17 protein-coding genes are annotated in these 16604 nt (G+C 68.4%); 8 read left to right on the top strand and 9 right to left on the bottom strand.

Going from position 1 to position 16604, the window contains the following annotated elements; genetic code table 11:
• Positions 1 to 23: 23 nt before the first annotated feature.
• Positions 24 to 1037 (bottom strand): LLM class flavin-dependent oxidoreductase, encoded by a 1014-nt coding sequence (locus tag DEJ34_RS13110; RefSeq protein ID WP_110901525.1) that lies wholly within the window; start codon positions 1035 to 1037, stop codon positions 24 to 26.
• Between the two features lie 104 nt (positions 1038 to 1141).
• Here DEJ34_RS13110 and DEJ34_RS13105 point away from each other — a divergent pair, with 104 nt between their 5' ends.
• Positions 1142 to 3697 carry a DEAD/DEAH box helicase gene (locus DEJ34_RS13105; RefSeq protein ID WP_110911036.1) on the top strand — a complete coding sequence of 852 codons (2556 nt, stop codon included), beginning with the start codon at positions 1142 to 1144 and terminating at the stop codon, positions 3695 to 3697.
• An 89-nt stretch (positions 3698 to 3786) separates the two neighbouring features.
• The gene (locus DEJ34_RS13100; protein ID WP_110901527.1) at positions 3787 to 4038 is read left to right on the top strand and encodes a DUF6458 family protein; all 252 of its coding nucleotides are present in this window, start codon (positions 3787 to 3789) and stop codon (positions 4036 to 4038) included.
• A gap of 86 nt (positions 4039 to 4124) precedes the next feature.
• Here the strand turns inward: DEJ34_RS13100 and DEJ34_RS13095 are convergent, their stop codons facing one another.
• Both DEJ34_RS13095 and DEJ34_RS13090 read right to left on the bottom strand, forming a co-directional pair.
• Complete coding sequence (locus DEJ34_RS13095) at positions 4125 to 4646, bottom strand: ribonuclease H family protein (RefSeq protein ID WP_110825842.1); 522 nt, start codon at positions 4644 to 4646, stop codon at positions 4125 to 4127.
• 224 nt (positions 4647 to 4870) lie between these two features.
• Complete coding sequence (locus tag DEJ34_RS13090; RefSeq protein WP_110901528.1) at positions 4871 to 5434, bottom strand: hypothetical protein; 564 nt, start codon at positions 5432 to 5434, stop codon at positions 4871 to 4873.
• Positions 5435 to 5545: 111 nt separating this feature from the next.
• Between DEJ34_RS13090 and DEJ34_RS13085 the strand changes: the two genes are divergently transcribed.
• Positions 5546 to 5875 (top strand): hypothetical protein, encoded by a 330-nt coding sequence (locus tag DEJ34_RS13085; RefSeq protein ID WP_110901529.1) that lies wholly within the window; start codon positions 5546 to 5548, stop codon positions 5873 to 5875.
• A gap of 55 nt (positions 5876 to 5930) precedes the next feature.
• Here DEJ34_RS13085 and DEJ34_RS13080 read toward each other — a convergent pair whose 3' ends face one another.
• Together DEJ34_RS13080 and DEJ34_RS13075 are read right to left on the bottom strand one after the other, a co-directional pair.
• Positions 5931 to 6749, bottom strand: coding sequence for an aldo/keto reductase (locus DEJ34_RS13080; RefSeq protein WP_110901530.1), 819 nt, complete (start codon positions 6747 to 6749; stop codon positions 5931 to 5933).
• A 74-nt stretch (positions 6750 to 6823) separates the two neighbouring features.
• Positions 6824 to 8029: an MFS transporter gene (locus DEJ34_RS13075; RefSeq protein WP_110901531.1), complete on the bottom strand. Its 1206-nt coding sequence runs from the start codon at positions 8027 to 8029 to the stop codon at positions 6824 to 6826.
• Positions 8030 to 8406: 377 nt separating this feature from the next.
• Between DEJ34_RS13075 and nrdH the strand changes: the two genes are divergently transcribed.
• The 4 genes from nrdH to nrdF all read left to right on the top strand — a co-directional run bounded on the left by nrdH (position 8407) and on the right by nrdF (position 12382).
• Complete coding sequence (gene nrdH / locus DEJ34_RS13070) at positions 8407 to 8640, top strand: glutaredoxin-like protein NrdH (protein ID WP_058769310.1); 234 nt, start codon at positions 8407 to 8409, stop codon at positions 8638 to 8640.
• A gap of 116 nt (positions 8641 to 8756) precedes the next feature.
• The gene (gene nrdI / locus DEJ34_RS13065; RefSeq protein ID WP_110825847.1) at positions 8757 to 9173 is read left to right on the top strand and encodes a class Ib ribonucleoside-diphosphate reductase assembly flavoprotein NrdI; all 417 of its coding nucleotides are present in this window, start codon (positions 8757 to 8759) and stop codon (positions 9171 to 9173) included.
• 17 nt (positions 9174 to 9190) lie between these two features.
• Positions 9191 to 11296, top strand: coding sequence for a class 1b ribonucleoside-diphosphate reductase subunit alpha (gene nrdE / locus DEJ34_RS13060; RefSeq protein WP_110911035.1), 2106 nt, complete (start codon positions 9191 to 9193; stop codon positions 11294 to 11296).
• A 111-nt stretch (positions 11297 to 11407) separates the two neighbouring features.
• Complete coding sequence (gene nrdF, locus DEJ34_RS13055; protein ID WP_110825849.1) at positions 11408 to 12382, top strand: class 1b ribonucleoside-diphosphate reductase subunit beta; 975 nt, start codon at positions 11408 to 11410, stop codon at positions 12380 to 12382.
• A gap of 394 nt (positions 12383 to 12776) precedes the next feature.
• On the opposite strand, the gene DEJ34_RS13050 is transcribed toward nrdF, so the two are convergent.
• The 4 genes from DEJ34_RS13050 to DEJ34_RS13035 all read right to left on the bottom strand — a co-directional run bounded on the left by DEJ34_RS13050 (position 12777) and on the right by DEJ34_RS13035 (position 15513).
• Positions 12777 to 13130 (bottom strand): SdpI family protein, encoded by a 354-nt coding sequence (locus DEJ34_RS13050; protein WP_110901532.1) that lies wholly within the window; start codon positions 13128 to 13130, stop codon positions 12777 to 12779.
• A 92-nt stretch (positions 13131 to 13222) separates the two neighbouring features.
• On the bottom strand, positions 13223 to 13387 hold the full coding sequence (locus DEJ34_RS13045) for a hypothetical protein (protein WP_181420670.1): 165 nt from the start codon (positions 13385 to 13387) through the stop codon (positions 13223 to 13225).
• A gap of 21 nt (positions 13388 to 13408) precedes the next feature.
• Positions 13409 to 14458, bottom strand: a complete 1050-nt coding sequence (locus DEJ34_RS13040; protein WP_110901534.1) for a methionine synthase — start codon at positions 14456 to 14458, stop codon at positions 13409 to 13411.
• Positions 14459 to 14526: 68 nt separating this feature from the next.
• A complete protein-coding gene (locus DEJ34_RS13035; RefSeq protein ID WP_110911034.1) occupies positions 14527 to 15513 on the bottom strand; it encodes a putative oxygenase MesX in 987 nt (328 codons plus the stop codon).
• Positions 15514 to 15632: 119 nt separating this feature from the next.
• Between DEJ34_RS13035 and DEJ34_RS13030 the strand changes: the two genes are divergently transcribed.
• Entirely contained in the window at positions 15633 to 16574 is a 942-nt protein-coding gene (locus DEJ34_RS13030) for a LysR family transcriptional regulator (protein ID WP_110901536.1), read from the top strand.
• Positions 16575 to 16604: the final 30 nt, after the last annotated feature.

Raw genomic sequence — 16604 nt, 5'->3', positions numbered from 1 at the left:
GGACGTCTGTCCGCTCCGCCGGTTCAGACCGTGCGCACCGCCGGTGCGATCTCCTCGGCGACGGTCCGCAGGATCCGCTCGTGGGAGGCGCGGTCCCCGTTGGCCGGGAGGGTCACGACGAGTTCGTCGGTCACCGCCACCGCCGGGTCCGCGAGCAGCGCGTCGACGATGGCGGCCGGTTCGCCGGAGAGCACGCGGCTGAAGCGGAACGGCGGGCCGGAGAGCGGCCGGCCCTCGTCGTCCATGCCGGACGCGTACCCGGTGAGGAACTCCTCGTGCACGGCGCGGTCGGAGTCGTCGAGGAGCGGGACGATGATCCGCCCGACGGCGACCTTCGGCGTGCGCTCGGGGTGCAGTTCGGCGAACCGGGAGCGGTACGCGGCGATCTGGTCGGCCTGGGCCTCGGCGAACGGGGCGCCGGTGTCCTCGGTGTTCAGCGTCGAGCAGTGCAGCAGCAGGCCCTTCTCGGCCGTCTTCACCGCGGTGCCCATGCTGCCGCCGCCCCACCAGACCCGGTCGAGCAGGTCGGGGCTCTGCGGCTGCAGGGTGAGTTCGGCGCCGGCGGGGATGGACTCGTAGCCCGTTCCGGCGGAACCGAGGGCGTCGCCGCGCAGGACCTCGAGCAGGCGGGCGGCACGGGCCTCGGCCTCGTCGCGGAACGAGCGCTCGGAGGTGCCGAACACGGGGTCGAGGATCGGGCCGTAGCCGGCGATCCCGGTGCTGATGCCGAGTTGCACCCGACCGCCGCTGAGCAGGTCGACCGTGCTGGCGTCCTCGGCGAGCCGGACCGGGTCCTCGTACCGCATCCCGAGGACGGCGGTGCCGAAGCCGATCGTGCTCGTCCGCTGGGCGGCGGCGGCGAAGAAGGTCATCGGGCTCGTCAGGAAGGGCTCGAAGTGGCGGCCGCGCACCCATCCGGTGCCGTAGCCGAGCGCCTCGGCGGCCTCGAACAGCCGGAGGCCGTCCTCGAGCGCGCTCGCGGCGCCGGGGGTGCCACCGTGGTTCGGGACGAAGGAGAGGAAGCCGAGTTCGCGCACGGAGGCAGTCTATGCGGGCGTATGGATCTGTGGAAGGTGCGGGACCTGTCCACGGATCCGGGCCTCCCGGGACCGGTGACGCGTGGTGCTGGGAGGATGGGGACATGACCGATGTCACCACCGTCCCTCCGCTCGTCGCCGCACTGCCGGCGGCAGAGGGCGGTGTCGTCGATCCCGACGCCGTCTACCTCGCCTTCGCGGAGTGGGCCGCTTCCGGCGGTCGCCCGCTCTACCCGGCGCAGGACGAAGCGCTCATCGAACTCGTCTCCGGCGCCAACGTCGTCCTGAGCACCCCGACCGGCACCGGCAAGTCGCTCGTCGCGGCCGGCGCGCACTTCGCCGCGCTCGCCGAGGGCAAGCGGAGCTACTACACGGCACCGATCAAGGCGCTCGTCTCGGAGAAGTTCTTCCAGCTCGTCGACCTGTTCGGCGCGCAGAACGTCGGCATGGTCACGGGCGACTCGGCCGTCAACGCGGATGCCCCGATCGTCTGCTGCACCGCAGAGATCCTCGCGAACCTCGCGCTCCGCCAGGGCCCCGACGCCGACGTGGACGTCGTCGTGATGGACGAGTTCCACTTCTACGGCGACGCCGACCGCGGGTGGGCGTGGCAGGTGCCGCTGCTCGTGCTCGAGCGGGCGCAGTTCCTGCTCATGTCGGCGACCCTCGGCGACGTCACCACGATCGCGGACGACCTCTCCCGACGGACCGGCCGCGCCACCGCACGGGTGACCGGCGTCTCGCGGCCCGTCCCGCTCGCGTACGAGTACGTCATGACGCCCGTGCAGGAGACGGTGGAGCGCCTGCTCGAAGAGCGCAAGGCGCCGGTCTACATCGTCCACTTCGCCCAGGCAGCGGCGCTCGAACGGGCGCAGTCGCTCATGTCCGCCAAGGTCGCCAGCCGGGAGCGCCGCGACGAGATCGCGGAGGCCATCGCCGGCTTCCGCTTCAGCGCCGGGTTCGGGCAGACGCTGTCCCGGCTCATCCGTGCCGGCATCGGGGTGCACCACGCTGGCATGCTGCCGAAGTACCGGCGGCTCGTCGAACAGCTCGCGCAACGCGGGCTCCTGCCCGTGATCTGCGGGACCGACACCCTGGGCGTCGGCATCAACGTCCCCATCCGAGCGGTGCTCTTCACCGGGCTGACGAAGTTCGACGGCACGAAGATGCGGCAGCTCTCCGCGCGCGAGTTCCACCAGATCGCCGGCCGTGCCGGTCGCGCCGGCTACGACACCGAGGGCGACGTCGTGGCGGAGGCCCCCGAGCACGACATCGAGAACGCGCGGGCCGTCGCCAAGGCCGGGGACGACCCGAAGAAGAAGAACAAGATCAAGCGGAAGAAGGCGCCCGAGGGCTTCGTGTCCTGGGGCCAGGCGTCCTTCGAGCGCCTGATCGCCGCCGAGCCCGAGCCGATGGTGTCGCGCATGCGCATCACGCACGCGATGGTGCTCTCCGTCGTCGCGCGCGGGGGAGACGCGTTCCAGGACGTCCGCTCTCTGGTGTTCGACAACCACGAACCCCGAGCGCGTCAGCTCGCGATGGCCAGGCGGGCGCTCACCATCGCCCGGACCCTGATCAACGCGCGGGTGATCGAGAAGGTCGACGGGCGCTACCGCCTCACCGTCGACCTGCAGGCGAACTTCGCGCTGAACCAGCCGCTGTCACCCTTCGCACTCGCCGCCTTCGAGCTGCTCGACCCCGACTCCCCGACCTTCGCGCTCGACATGGTCTCCATCGTCGAGGCGACCCTCGACGACCCGCGCGCGATCCTGTCGCAGCAGCAGTTCAAGGAGCGTGGGGAAGCGGTCGCCCGGATGAAGCAGGAGGGCATCGAGTACGAGGAGCGCATGGAGCTGCTCGAAGAAGTGACCTGGCCGAAGCCGCTCGACGAGCTCCTGACCGCCGCGTACGAGAGCTACGCGGACGAGCAGCCCTGGGTGCTCGACTTCACCCTCTCGCCGAAGTCCGTGGTCCGCGACATGTACGAGCGGGCGATGACCTTCGGTGACTACGTGCGGTACTACCAGCTCACCCGGTCCGAAGGGCTCGTCCTCCGGTACCTGTCGGACGCGTACCGGACCATGCGGCAGACCATCGCCGACGAGCACCGGACGCAGGAGCTCGACGACGTCATCGAGTGGCTCGGCGAACTCGTGCGCCAGGTCGACTCCTCGCTCGTCGACGAGTGGGAGGCCCTGCTGAACGGGGACATCGCGCTCGCCGAGGCCGAACACGAGGAGATCGCCCCGCCGCAGCCCGCCCGCCTCACCGGCAACGTGCGGGCCTTCCGGGTGCTCGTGCGGAACGCCCTGTTCCAGCGCGTGCTGCTCGCCGCTCGCGACGACATCGACGGGCTCGGTGAACTCGACGCGCAGCAGGGGTTCGACCGGTCCGCGTGGGACACCGTGCTCGAGGAGTACTACGACGAGCACGACACCGTCGGCATCGACGCCGAGGCCCGGTCCATGCAGTACCTCGTCCTCACCGAGGAAGGCCGGACCTGGCGCGCACGGCAGATCTTCGCCGACCCGGAGGGCGACAAGGACTTCGGCTTCTCCGCCACGATCGACCTCGACGCGTCCGACGAGGCGGGGGAGGCCGTCGTCCGGGTCACCGAGATCGGCCGGTTCGACGGGTGGGCCGAGGTCGACGTCGACTGAGGGTGGATCGACCGAGGGCGGATCGACCGAGGGCGGAACACGAGCGGGCACCGTCCGGTACGGTCGGGGTTCCCACGGAAGGAACGCCCATGCGTATCGGCTCCAGCATCGCCCTGATCGTGATCGGCGCAATCGTCGCGTTCGCGGTCGACTTCCAGGTCGCGGGCATCGACCTGAAGCTCATCGGCTACATCCTCATCGCAGCGGGGGTCATCCTGCTCATCATCAGCCTGGCGGTCGGCTTCGGCGGGCGTCGGACCACCACCACGACCCGTTCCGGGGTCGACCCGACCTCCGGTGAGCAGATCACGCGGCAGGACCGCCGCGACGGCACCTACTGACACCGCAAGCGCGAACGACGAGGGCGGGACCGGTCGGTCCCGCCCTCGTCGTGTGCCCGGGTGGTGTGTGCGGCTGCGTGCTCGGCTCAGAAGAGCGTCGCGGGCGGGACGGCCTCGGGCAGCGCTTCCGGCTCCGGGACGTCGACGCCCGGCCAGCCCGGCCCCGTCGGCACCTCGGTGCGGTTCTGGTACGCGGTCGCGGCGCCCCGGGCCCGGACGTCGGCGGCCTCGTTCATCTCGTGGCCCATGTGTCCCCGGACCCACTCGAAGGTGACCTTGCGGCCCTGCAGCTCGGCGTCGAGCTCCTTGATGATCTCGACGTTCAGCACGGGCTTGCCGTCGGCCTTCCGCCAGCCCTTCCGCTTCCACCCGGCGAGCCACTCGGTGCAGGCCTTGATGGCGTACTGGCTGTCGCAGAGGATGTGCAGGGGTTCGCCGGTGTCCTTGGTCGCACGGAGCAGCTGCAGGACCGCGGTCAGTTCGCCCTGGTTGTTCGTTCCGCGGGGCCATCCGCCGGCTGCCCACCGGTCGTCGTCCACGTACCAGGCCCAGCCGGCCGGGCCGGGGTTGCCGAGGGCTGAGCCGTCTGCGGCGGCGACGATCGTCACGGTGGGACCTCCTGGTGGTGGCGAGTGCCCGACGAGCGTAACGGACCTGTCGGGCGGGGTGTGCCTCCCGGCCGTCGGCGGGGGACGGCGCCGGGGTCGCGCCCAGCTGCGCTCATCGCACCCTGTCGCGACGGGGCGCGTCGTCCGCCGCGGGGCGCGACCGGATCGCGGGTCAGCGGCCGCTCACCTGGCGGAGTGCGGCGACGAGGGCGTCGCTCCCGCCCTCAGCGTCCTGCTGCGTCATCGAGCGCCTGGACCATGGCCGTGCCGTCGGCGACGTCGAAGAACGCCATTTGACGGGGGCCGAACAAGCCGTCCATCCCGGTGTTCGCGTACACGTGCTGCACGCCGCCACCGGAGAACAGGCCGCCGCCCGATCCGCCCCATTCGACCGAGCAGTGGGTACGACCGCGCGTCCAGGTGATGCTCCGGTCCATCCGTCGGACATCGGTCTCGCGGCTGCTGCGGCCGTTCGTGATGAAGGCCCGCTTGTCTGTCACGGCGAAGGCCTCCGTGCGCTTCCGGTGGCGCTTCACGAAGAACCGGCCCACGATCAGATGCAGCCCGATGAGGGCGAAGACGCTGCCGAACAGGGCGAAGAACCACGGCGCTCCGCTGGTGAGGACGCCGACCTCCCAGGAGATCGCGAAGCCGCCCCACAGGAGGCTGAACGGCACGAGGAAGGCGTCACGCCCGCCGAACAGGCGGCCCGGCTCGCTCTGCCCCACCCACAGCAGGTGCTCGCCGGGGCGGAGCTCGTCGGAAGCCAGGGCACGAGGACCGATCACCCTTCGACGGTACCGACGCGGGCACGGCGCCGTTGTGCCCCGATCGGGCCGACGCCCTGGGAGCCGGCCACCCTCCGCCGCCTACCGTTCGGGGAAACGGGAGGAACCACCATGAGCAACGACATCGCAGGCCCCGAGCACTCCGACGACCGGGACCGCTCGGACGCCCTGACCTCGGCCGCGCACAGCGGCGACGTCGACGGTGTCAGCGGCAGCGAACAGCGGGCCGCCGACACCTCGTACAGCCCCTCGAGTGAGCGGGAGATGGACGCGTCCCAGACCGAGCAGCGTGACGACGACGACCTGCGCGAGGACGGCATCGACCCGTCGCGGGTCGTCGCTGCTCCGGGGACCGGTGGCGCCGACGACGCCGGTGACGTCGAGCCGGAGCCGGGCGACCTCAACCTGCCGTGGCAGTCCGAGGAGGACCGCCAGGGCTGACCATCGGCCGGTCCCTCAGGATGTGAGCCGGCCCGTCAGGACCCGGGTCCGTCCCTCAGGACACCGAGTCCGGGTGGGAGCCCGTCCGCTGCCCGGACTCGAGGCCGGCGATGGCGGCGAGTTCCTCGTCGCCCAGCACGAACCCGTCGACGTCGAGGTTCGACCGGATGCGCGCCGGCGTGACCGACTTCGGCAGGACGACGATGCCCTGCTGCACGTTCCACCGCACGAGCACCTGGGCGACGCTCACCCCGTACGCGGCGGCGATGCCGGTGAGGACCGGGTCCTCGACGAGGCGTCCACGGCCGAGAGGCGACCACGCCCCGGTGACGATGTCGTGCTGCGCGTGGAAGGCGATGAGCTCGCGCTGTGGCAACCACGGGTGCCGCTCGACCTGGTTGAGTGCCGGCACCTCGCCGGTCTCGGCGATGATCCGCTCGAGGTGGGGGACCTGGAAGTTCGACACCCCCACGCTCCGCGCGCGGCCGGACTCGCGCAGCTCGACGAGCGTGCGCCACGTCTCGACGTAGCGGTCGTTCGCCGCGGCGGGCCAGTGGATGAGGTACAGGTCGACGGCGTCGAGTCCCAGTCGGTCGAGGCTGGCGTCGAAGGCGCGCAGGGTCGCGTCACGCCCCTGGTGGTCGTTCCACACCTTGGTGGTCACGAACACCTCGTCGCGGTCGAGCCGGGAGGCCCGGATCGCCTTCCCGACGCCGCGCTCGTTCCCGTACATCTCGGCGGTGTCGACGTGGCGGTACCCGGCGTCGAGCGCCAGGCCGACGGCCGTCTCGGCCTCCGCGTCGTCGACCTTGTAGACGCCGAAGCCGACGGCGGGGATGCTCCGGCCGTCGCGGAGGGGGATCGTGGTGACCATGCCCCCATCCTGCCGCCCCGGGCCTCCCGGACCGGCATCTCGAGCGGCGCTGTGCAGAGGCGCCGCCACCGAGGTCAGCTGGGGATCCTGACCGGCTCGGTGTCCGGGATGGGGCTGACGTCGCGACCGCGGAGGTCGGGCAGCCAGCTCCGCATCGCCAGCGGCAGCACGACGCCGGCCGCGGCCATCACCGCACCGACCATGAGCCCGCCGCTCGGGCCGTTGCTGTCGATGAGGAAGCCCGCGACCGCGGACCCACCAGCGGCACCGATGAGCTGACCGGTGCCCATCCAGCCGTACGCCTCGGCGGTGTCGGAGAACTTGACCGTCGCCGACACCGACCCGAACATGACCGCGAGGGCAGGCGCGATGCCGGCGCCGGCGATGACGAGGGCGATGCAGAGCCACCAGAACGTCGGGTTGCCCACGGCGAGGACCAGGCCGACGAAGACGATCGTCATCCGCAACCAGAGCGTGTTCTTCGAGATCGGGCGGTGGCCGAGCGCGAGGCCGCCGATGAGCGACCCGATGGCGAAGACCGCGAGGACGATGCCGGCGTTCGGGCTGCCCTCGCCGAAGACGCTCGTGACGCTGGCCTCGACCGCGGCGCACGCCCCGATCAGGAGCAGACCGGTCAGGGTCGCCACGACGACCGACGGACGCTTCATGACGACACCGAAGGCGCGCTTCGAGCGGGGGATCCGGACGCGGCCGAGCTCGGGGGAGGCGATGAACCACGCGCCGCCGACGAGCAGGAACGCCATCGCGACGACGATCGCCTCGACCGTGCCGATCTGCGTCGCGACGAACGTCGTGATGACCGGGCCGGCGACCCAGATGAGCTCCTGCGCACTGGCGTCGAGGGAGAAGAGCGGGGTGAGCTGCTTCGACGTCACCATCTTCGGGTAGATGGTGCGCACCGCGGGCTGCACGGGCGGGACGGCCAGGCCGCCGACGAACCCGATGACCACGTACGCCCAGAGCGGCATCACGAAGAAGGCGATGACGCCCATGGTGACGAACGCCACGATGCTCGTGAGGACCAGGACGGGGCGCATGCCCCAGCTGCCCATCCACCGGCTCGTCAGCGGCCCGGCGAGGGCCTGTCCGACGCTGGTGGTCGCGAGCACGAGTCCGGCGGCGCCGTAGGAGTGGAAGATGTGCTCGACGTGCAGCAGGTAGGCCAGCGACAGCATGCCGAACGGGAAGCGAGCGGTCAGCTGCGCGGCGATGACCCGGCCGACACCGGGCGTCTTCAACAGGGACCCGTACGCGCTCACGTGACGAGTGTACGGACCGGACGGACCGCCCCGCAGGGGCTGTGGAGGACCGTGTCCCCTGTCCGGGGGAAGGACGATCGGTGGCTGTCCGCGCAGCGTTCTCAGACACGCCGAGTGGCAGGTGCGTCCGACGGTTTCCACACCCGTGGAGAGGGCCCCTCAACGGGGTGTGGGAAGTGTCGGTGGTGGGTGCGAGAGTGGCGGAAAACCGGGCCTCGCGGGAATCCACAGTCTGTGGAGGGCGTTGTGGAGAACTACAGGGGTGTAACACTTCCTCTAGTGGTCCAACCGGCCATCGGGCACTACATGTAGTAGCGTCGTCCACAACACAGCACCAGAACGTCGGGCCCCCACCGGGCCCAGAACCAGGGGAGATCATGGCCGTCACCGTGTACACCAAGCCGTCCTGCGTCCAGTGCACTGCGACGTACCGCGCCCTCGACAACAAGGGCATCCAGTACGAGGTGCACGACGTCTCCACGGACGAAGCCGCACTCGAGCACGTCAAGAGCCTCGGCTACATGCAGGCCCCCGTCGTCGTGACCGACGACGACCACTGGTCGGGCTTCCGCCCCGACAAGATCGCCACCCTCAGCGCCGAACTGGCCTGACGCCGCGCGGGCCGTCCGGCCCGCGTCGCCCGGTGGCGGGCAGACAGCCTGGAGGCTCGTCCCGCCCCCGCCACACCCCTCCGGTCCGCAGTCCGCACCTCGCCAGGGAGCGCACCATGAGCCGCCTCGTCTACTTCTCGAGTGTCTCGGGCAACACCGCCCGGTTCGTGGAGAAGCTCGGCCAGGACGCCGACCGGATCCCGCTCCTCCCGAGCGAGCCGTTCCTCCACGCGGACGGCCCGTACGTGCTCGTCCTGCCCACCTACGGCGGCGGCAACGGCCACGGAGCGGTCCCCAAGCAGGTCATCAAGTTCCTCAACGACGAACACAACCGGGCACTGATCCGGGGCGTGATCGCCGCCGGCAACACGAACTTCGGCGAGGCCTACGGTCTCGCGGGCGACGTGATCGCACAGAAGTGCCACGTGCCCGTTCTCTACAGATTCGAACTCTTCGGGACCCCTGACGACGTGTCGGCGGTCAACTCAGGATTGGAAGCATTTTGGACGCAGCAGTTGCAGACGTCGATCTGACGTCGCCGCAGACGGGGATGGACTACCACTCCCTCAACGCGATGCTCAACCTCTACGACGCGGACGGGAACATCCAGTTCGACAAGGATCGTGAGGCGGCCAAGCAGTTCTTCCTGCAGCACGTCAACCAGAACACCGTCTTCTTCCACAACCTGAAGGAACGGCTGGACTACCTGGTCGAGAACGAGTACTACGAGCAGGCGACGATCGACCAGTACTCGCTCGAGTTCATCCAGAAGCTCAACGACCTGGCGTACTCGAAGAAGTTCCGGTTCCAGACGTTCCTCGGCGCGTTCAAGTACTACACGAGCTACACGCTCAAGACGTTCGACGGCAAGCGCTACCTCGAGCGCTTCGAGGACCGTGTCGTGATGACCGCGCTCGGCCTGGCGCAGGGCAACGAGCAGCTCGCGATCGACCTCGTCGAGGAGATCATCGCCGGCCGCTTCCAGCCCGCCACCCCGACGTTCCTCAACACCGCGAAGGCCCAGCGCGGTGAACTCGTCTCCTGCTTCCTCCTCCGCATCGAGGACAACATGGAGTCGATCTCGCGCGGTATCAACTCCTCGCTGCAGCTCTCGAAGCGTGGCGGCGGCGTGGCCCTGCTGCTCTCCAACATCCGCGAAGCCGGCGCCCCGATCAAGCAGATCGAGAACCAGTCCTCGGGCATCATCCCCGTGATGAAGCTGCTGGAAGACTCCTTCTCCTACGCGAACCAGCTCGGAGCGCGTCAGGGTGCCGGTGCCGTCTACCTGTCGGCGCACCACCCGGACATCATGAAGTTCCTCGACACCAAGCGCGAGAACGCTGACGAGAAGATCCGCATCAAGACGCTGTCGCTCGGTGTCGTCGTGCCGGACATCACGTTCGAGCTCGCGAAGAACAACGAGGACATGTACCTGTTCTCGCCGTACGACGTCGAGAAGGTCTACGGCATTCCGTTCGGTGACGTCCCGATCTCCGAGAACTACCGCGCGATGGTCGACGACTCGCGTATCAAGAAGACGAAGATCAAGGCGCGTGACTTCTTCACGACCATCGCCGAGATCCAGTTCGAGTCGGGCTACCCGTACATCGTGTTCGAGGACACGGTGAACAAGGCGAACCCGATCAAGGGTCGGATCAACATGTCCAACCTGTGCTCGGAGATCCTGCAGGTCAACACCCCGACCACCTTCAACGAGGACCTGTCCTACAAGGAGATCGGCAAGGACATCTCCTGCAACCTCGGCTCGCTGAACATCGCGCTGACGATGGACTCGCCGGACTTCGGCAAGACCATCGAGACCGCCATCCGCGGCCTGACCTCGGTCTCGCAGATGTCGCACATCTCGTCGGTCCGCTCGGTCGAGGACGGCAACGACAAGTCGCACGCCATCGGCCTCGGCCAGATGAACCTGCACGGCTACCTCGCTCGTGAGCGCGTGTACTACGGCTCCGAAGAGGGCATCGACTTCACGAACATCTACTTCTACACGGTGCTGTTCCACGCCCTGCGCGCCTCGAACAACATCGCGATCGAGACCGGGGAGACCTTCGACGGCTTCCGCGACTCGAAGTACGCGTCGGGTGAGTTCTTCGACAAGTACACCGACCAGGTCTGGACGCCGGCCACCCCCCGCGTCGCGTCGCTGTTCGACAACGCGAACATCACCATCCCGACGCAGGACGACTGGAAGGCGCTGAAGGCGTCCATCCAGCAGCACGGCATCTACAACCAGAACCTGCAGGCCGTCCCGCCGACCGGTTCGATCTCGTACATCAACCACTCGACGTCGTCGATCCACCCGATCGCGTCGAAGATCGAGATCCGCAAGGAAGGCAAGCTCGGCCGCGTCTACTACCCGGCGCCGTTCATGACGAACGACAACCTGGACTACTACCAGGACGCGTACGAGATCGGCCCCGAGAAGATCATCGACACCTACGCCGCTGCCACCCAGCACGTCGACCAGGGCCTGTCGCTGACGCTGTTCTTCAAGGACACCGCAACCACGCGCGACATCAACAAGGCGCAGATCTACGCATGGCGCAAGGGCATCAAGACGATCTACTACATCCGTCTCCGCCAGCTCGCGCTCGAGGGCACCGAGGTCGAGGGCTGCGTCAGCTGCATGCTGTAGCGGCCGGTCGCTGACGCGACTGCCCACCGGACTGGAGGCGCGGTGCCATCCCGCACCGCGCCTCCAGTCCGCATCACTGGTCACCATCTACTGCTGAACGAGGAACACACGTTGGTCGAGAAGCTCAAGCTCATCGATCGGGTCCAGGCAATCAACTGGAACCGAATCCAGGACGACAAGGACGTCGAGGTCTGGAACCGTCTCGTCAACAACTTCTGGCTGCCCGAGAAGGTGCCGCTGTCGAACGACGTGCAGTCGTGGAACACGCTCACGCCGGCCGAGCAGAAGCTGACCATGCGCGTGTTCACCGGCCTGACGCTCCTGGACACCATCCAGGGCACCGTCGGCGCCGTCTCGCTCATCCCGGACGCGATCACCCCGCACGAGGAAGCCGTCTACACGAACATCGCGTTCATGGAGTCGGTGCACGCGAAGTCGTACTCGTCGATCTTCTCGACCCTCGCATCGACGCCGGAGATCGACGAGGCCTTCCGCTGGTCCGAGGAGAACCCGAACCTGCAGAAGAAGGCGTCCATCGTGATGGACTACTACCAGGGCGACAACCCGCTGAAGCGCAAGATCGCGTCGACGCTGCTCGAGTCGTTCCTGTTCTACTCCGGCTTCTACCTGCCGATGCACTGGTCCAGCCGCGCGAAGCTCACGAACACCGCCGACCTGATCCGACTCATCATCCGCGACGAAGCCGTGCACGGGTACTACATCGGCTACAAGTTCCAGAAGGGCCTGGAGCGCGTCACGCAGCAGGAGCGCGACGAGCTCAAGGACTACACGTTCTCGCTGCTCTACGAGCTCTACGACAACGAGGCGCAGTACACGCAGGACCTCTACGACGAGGTCGGGCTGACCGAGGACGTCAAGAAGTTCCTGCACTACAACGCCAACAAGGCGCTGATGAACCTGGGCTACGAGGCGATGTTCCCGAAGAACATCACCGACGTGAACCCGGCGATCCTGTCCGCCCTGTCGCCGAACGCGGACGAGAACCACGACTTCTTCTCGGGGTCGGGGTCGTCGTACGTCATCGGCAAGGCCGTGAACACGGAGGACGAGGACTGGGACTTCTGATCCTGGTCTGACTCGTGGGGGCGCCCCGCTGGCTTCGGCCGGCGGGGCGTTCCTCATGCCCAACTGGATGAGCGTTGACGGGACCACACTCACCGGCGGAGGACAGCTGCCACGGCCTCGCTGATGGTGGTTTCCGGGTGTCCTCTCGGTGTCGGCGGACTGCCTTCGGGTCGACGTCGGTGATACCCGACGCGGGGAGGGGCATGCCGATGACGCCAGGGCCGGAGGCTGCGAACTAGAGGGTGGCGAGTGTCAGCATGCCTGCTGGCACGACACCGAACAATGCGATCGCGCCCGCCGTGGCCGCGACGCCTCCGAGCGTGACGAGGGCACGCGGCCGCGGTGTCACGGACATCAGGCTGTCGACGGGATCCGCTCTTGCGAGTCGGTCGGATCATGACTCATGCAACGATCGACGTACGGCGCGGTGGGCGGCCGGGATGGACAGGAGCGCACCGCCGACGAGGAGGCCCGCGGCCACGAGCACGGCGATCGGAGTGCGGAGTGGCGCGACACCGATGCTGACGGTGCACCACGACACCGTGGCGATCCCGGAGATGATCGTCGGACGCAGCGCCGCGCGATGGCCGATCCGCCAAGCCGCGTCGCTTGACAGGGTGACAGACGTCCTGACGCCGGCGAGGCTGTTCCGTGGCAGCGATCCGCTGGCGGCCCTCCAGGTCAACCAGGTGACGAGGGCGGCTGCGCCGACCTCGAGTGCCATCGAGAACACCATCGCTCCGTCCATACCGACGACGGTAGTGTTCCAGGAGGGGAACGGCAATGTTTCAGCGTGGTCTCCGAAGGGACGGGACGCGAACGTCGTCGCTCCAGATCCGCTCACGCCGGCGGCGTCGTGCCCGCGCCCTCGGTGTCGTCTGCGCCCGCAGGACCGGTACCGGCCTGGTTGAGGTTCTCGTGCGGGTCGCCCACGTCGCCGGTCGCGCTGCCGGTGGGGGACAGTCCGTAGTGCTTCCGGACGGCGTTCGCTTCTACGGCGGACAAGGTGTGTGCGGCCGGGTACAACTAGCGCGCTGCCGGCACGGCGACGTTGGCGAGCTCGGCTCGGACGATGTCCGCTCCCGCTGTCAACGCGCCGAGCTTGTCCAGCGCTGCGCCGCGTGCCAGCGGGGCCATCCCGCAGTTGGTGCTCGGGATGAGCTTGTCAGCGTCGACGAACTCGAGCGCCCGACGCAGGACCGCGGCGACTTCGTCCGGCGTCTCGACGGTCTCGGTCGCGACGTCGATCGCTCCGAGCATGACCTTCTTCCCGCGGATGAGCTCGACGAGTTCGAGCGGCACGTGCGAGTGGATGCACTCCAGCGAGACGATGTCGATCGACGACTGCTGCAGGAGCGGGAAGGACTGCTCGTACTGGCGCCACTCGGCGCCGAGCGTCTCCTTCCACCGGTTGTTCGCCTCGATGCCGTAGCCGTAACAGATGTGCACGGCGGTCTCGGCGTGCAGGCCCTCGGCAGCGCGCTCGAGTGCGGCGACGCCCCAGTCCTGCACCTCGTCGTGGAAGACGGTGAAGGCGGGCTCGTCGAACTGGATGACATCGACGCCGGCGTCCTGCAGCTCCCGAGCCTCCTGGTTGAGGATCGTGGCGAACTCCCACGCCAGCTTCTCGCGGCTCTTGTAGTGCTGGTCGGAGAGGGTGTCGATCATGGTCATCGGGCCGGGGAGCGCCCACTTGATCGGGCGGTCGGTCTGGGCCCGGAGGAACTTCGCGTCGTCGACGAACACCGGGGAGGGACGGCTCACAGCACCGATGACGGTCGGCACGGCGGCGTCGTACCGGTCGCGGATGCGGACGGTCTCCTTGCGCTCCTGGTCGATGCCGTCGAGGTGCTCGATGAACGTCGTCACGAAGTGCTGCCGGGTCTGCTCACCGTCGCTGACGATGTCGATGCCGCGGTGCTCCTGCTCGTGGACGGCGGACCGGAGCGCGTCCTGCTTGCCCTCGGTCAGTGCGTCGCCCTGCAGGAGCCAGGGGGACCAGAGCCGCTCGGGCTCGGCGAGCCAGGACGGCTTCGGCAGGCTGCCGACGATCGCGGTGGGCAGGAGGGTGGTCATGCGCGGGTGGTTCCTGTCGGTCGGTGGGGCAGGCGGGCGGCGGGGCAGGGGTCCAGCGGGCCAGAAGGTCAGTGCGTCAGAGCGGTGTGACTGGAGGCCCAGCGCTCGAGGAGTGCTCGGTGCGGCTGGACGAGGTGCTCCTCCGTGTACCGCCCCTGTGTGACTCCGAGGCGGCTGCGCTCCTCCCGGTCGTACGTGACGGGAGGCGTCGAGAAGTCCGTGTGTTCGAGGGTCGGGCGGTACGTGCTCGGGGCGACCGTGTTCGCGTTGTAGATCTCCGGTCGGTAGATCTTCTGGAACGTCTCCATGGTGCTGATCGTGCCGATGAGCTGGAGGTCCGAGTAGTCGCCGGTGAGGTCACCGCGCGTGTAGAACGCGAGCGGCGCCTTCGCACCCGGCGGCATGAAGTAGCGGACCTGCATGCCCATCCGGCCGAAGTAGTCGTCCGTGAGCGAGGAGTGCTCGTGCTCGTACTCGGCGCCGAGCACGGGGTGGACGTACCCCGTCTGCCGGTACGTCTGGCTCGTGGAGACGCTGATGCAGACGACGGGCTCGGCGGCGAAGTGGTCGCGGTACGCGTCCGACTCCAGGAACCGCTGGAACAGCGCCCCGTGGAGCTGGCCGAAGTCGTCGGGGATGCCGACGCTCTTGTCCAGGGACGGCAGCAGGACCGCGAAGTCGTAGTCCCGGAGGTACGAGGAGAAGTTGTTGCCCGGGATCCCCTGGTGCCGTTCCCCGGTGTGCTGATCGAGGATCGCGACGTCGAGCACCTCGATCAGCGGGAACTGCTCGGCGCGACCGCCGTCCTCGAAGTGCAGCGTGACCGAGACGATGTCGAGTTCGAGGCGGTACCGACCGCCGTCGGCGTTGCCCGCTTCGCCCGTGAGGTCGTTGCAGCGCGCGTTGATCATGGCGAGCGCGTTGCGGAGGTTCTGCTGGCGGCGCTCGCCGCGTGCCAGGTTGGCGAAGTTCGTGGTCAGCCGGGAGCTCTCCGCGGGGGAGTAGTCCTCGTCGAAGCGGGTCCTGGTGATGCTGAAGGTGAGGTCGTTCGCCATGGTCGGCAGTCCGTACGTCGAGCGCCTGGCGGCACTATGGGAGGTGTTGCTCGATCATGACGCGGGGCACGGGTCATCAGGTAATCCGGAATCACTATGCGCGGGTATAGCCTGCGGCTATGGCGCGCGTCTCGAACGACATCACCCTGCAGCAACTCCGGTACTTCATCGAGGTCGCGTCCGAAGGATCGATCAGTGCCGCCGCCGACCTGCTCTACGTCTCGCAGCCGACGATGTCGGCCGCGATGAAGGACCTCGAGACACGGATCGGCCGACCGCTGTTCACCCGATCCGCGCGCGGTGTCGTGCTCACCGTCGACGGCGTCGAGTTCCTCGGGTACGCGCGACAGGTCGTCGAGCAGGTCTCCCTCCTCGAGCAGCGCTACGTCGGGCGGCAGGCGTCACGCCGACTGCTCGGGGTGTCGGCGCAGCACTACTCGTTCGCGGTCGAGGCCTTCGTCCGCATGGTCGAGGGGGCCGACGCGGAGGAGTACGAGTTCTCGCTCCGGGAGACCCGCACGTGGGACATCATCGAGGACGTCCGCACGCTGCGCAGTGAGGTGGGCATCCTCTACCGCAACGACTTCAACCGGCAGGTCCTCGGCAAGCTGATGCGGGACGCCGGGGTCGTGTTCACGCCGCTGTTCGTCGCGCAGCCGCACATCTTCGTCGCCCGGCGGAACCCGTTGGCGTCCCAGGAGCGGGCGACCCTCGCCGACCTCGCGGAGCTCCCTCGGCTCACGTTCGACCAGGGCGCGAACAACTCCTTCTACCTGGCGGAGGAGATCCTGTCGACGATGTCGAGCAAGCGGGAGATCCGCGTCTCGGACCGTGCGACGATCTTCAACCTCATGATCGGCCTCGGCGGGTACACGATCTCGACGGGACTCATCAGTGACGACCTCGACCCCGAGATCGTCGCCATCCCCCTCGACGTCGACGAACGCATCGAGATCGGGTGGATCGCGCACGCCTCGGTCCCGCTCACCGTGCAGGCGCAGACGTACCTGGAGGAGCTGCGGGCCGTGGTCACCAGCTACGGCGTGGAGCCGCTCGGGTAGGCAGACCGCCGGACCACCCGCCTGACCACC

The sequence above is a fragment of the Curtobacterium sp. MCPF17_050 genome (genome assembly GCF_003224435.2).
Taxonomy (GTDB): domain Bacteria; phylum Actinomycetota; class Actinomycetes; order Actinomycetales; family Microbacteriaceae; genus Curtobacterium.
Note: the sequence above shows the minus strand (reverse complement) of the source record. Positions and strands in the feature narration are given on the sequence as shown.

Bases quoted from the DNA above. Each gene is read 5' to 3' on its own strand.
- DEJ34_RS13100 (WP_110901527.1), top strand. From the start codon at position 3,787: ATGCGTATCGGCTCCAGCATCGCCCTGATCGTGATCGGCGCAATCGTC.
- DEJ34_RS13050 (WP_110901532.1), bottom strand. From the start codon at position 13,130: ATGGACGGAGCGATGGTGTTCTCGATGGCACTCGAGGTCGGCGCAGCC.
- DEJ34_RS13040 (WP_110901534.1), bottom strand. From the start codon at position 14,458: ATGACCACCCTCCTGCCCACCGCGATCGTCGGCAGCCTGCCGAAGCCG.
- DEJ34_RS13085 (WP_110901529.1), top strand. From the start codon at position 5,546: ATGAGCAACGACATCGCAGGCCCCGAGCACTCCGACGACCGGGACCGC.
- nrdI (WP_110825847.1), top strand. From the start codon at position 8,757: ATGAGCCGCCTCGTCTACTTCTCGAGTGTCTCGGGCAACACCGCCCGG.
- DEJ34_RS13105 (WP_110911036.1), top strand. From the start codon at position 1,142: ATGACCGATGTCACCACCGTCCCTCCGCTCGTCGCCGCACTGCCGGCG.
- DEJ34_RS13030 (WP_110901536.1), top strand. From the start codon at position 15,633: ATGGCGCGCGTCTCGAACGACATCACCCTGCAGCAACTCCGGTACTTC.
- nrdE (WP_110911035.1), top strand. From the start codon at position 9,191: ATGGACTACCACTCCCTCAACGCGATGCTCAACCTCTACGACGCGGAC.
- DEJ34_RS13035 (WP_110911034.1), bottom strand. From the start codon at position 15,513: ATGGCGAACGACCTCACCTTCAGCATCACCAGGACCCGCTTCGACGAG.
- nrdH (WP_058769310.1), top strand. From the start codon at position 8,407: ATGGCCGTCACCGTGTACACCAAGCCGTCCTGCGTCCAGTGCACTGCG.
- DEJ34_RS13080 (WP_110901530.1), bottom strand. From the start codon at position 6,749: ATGGTCACCACGATCCCCCTCCGCGACGGCCGGAGCATCCCCGCCGTC.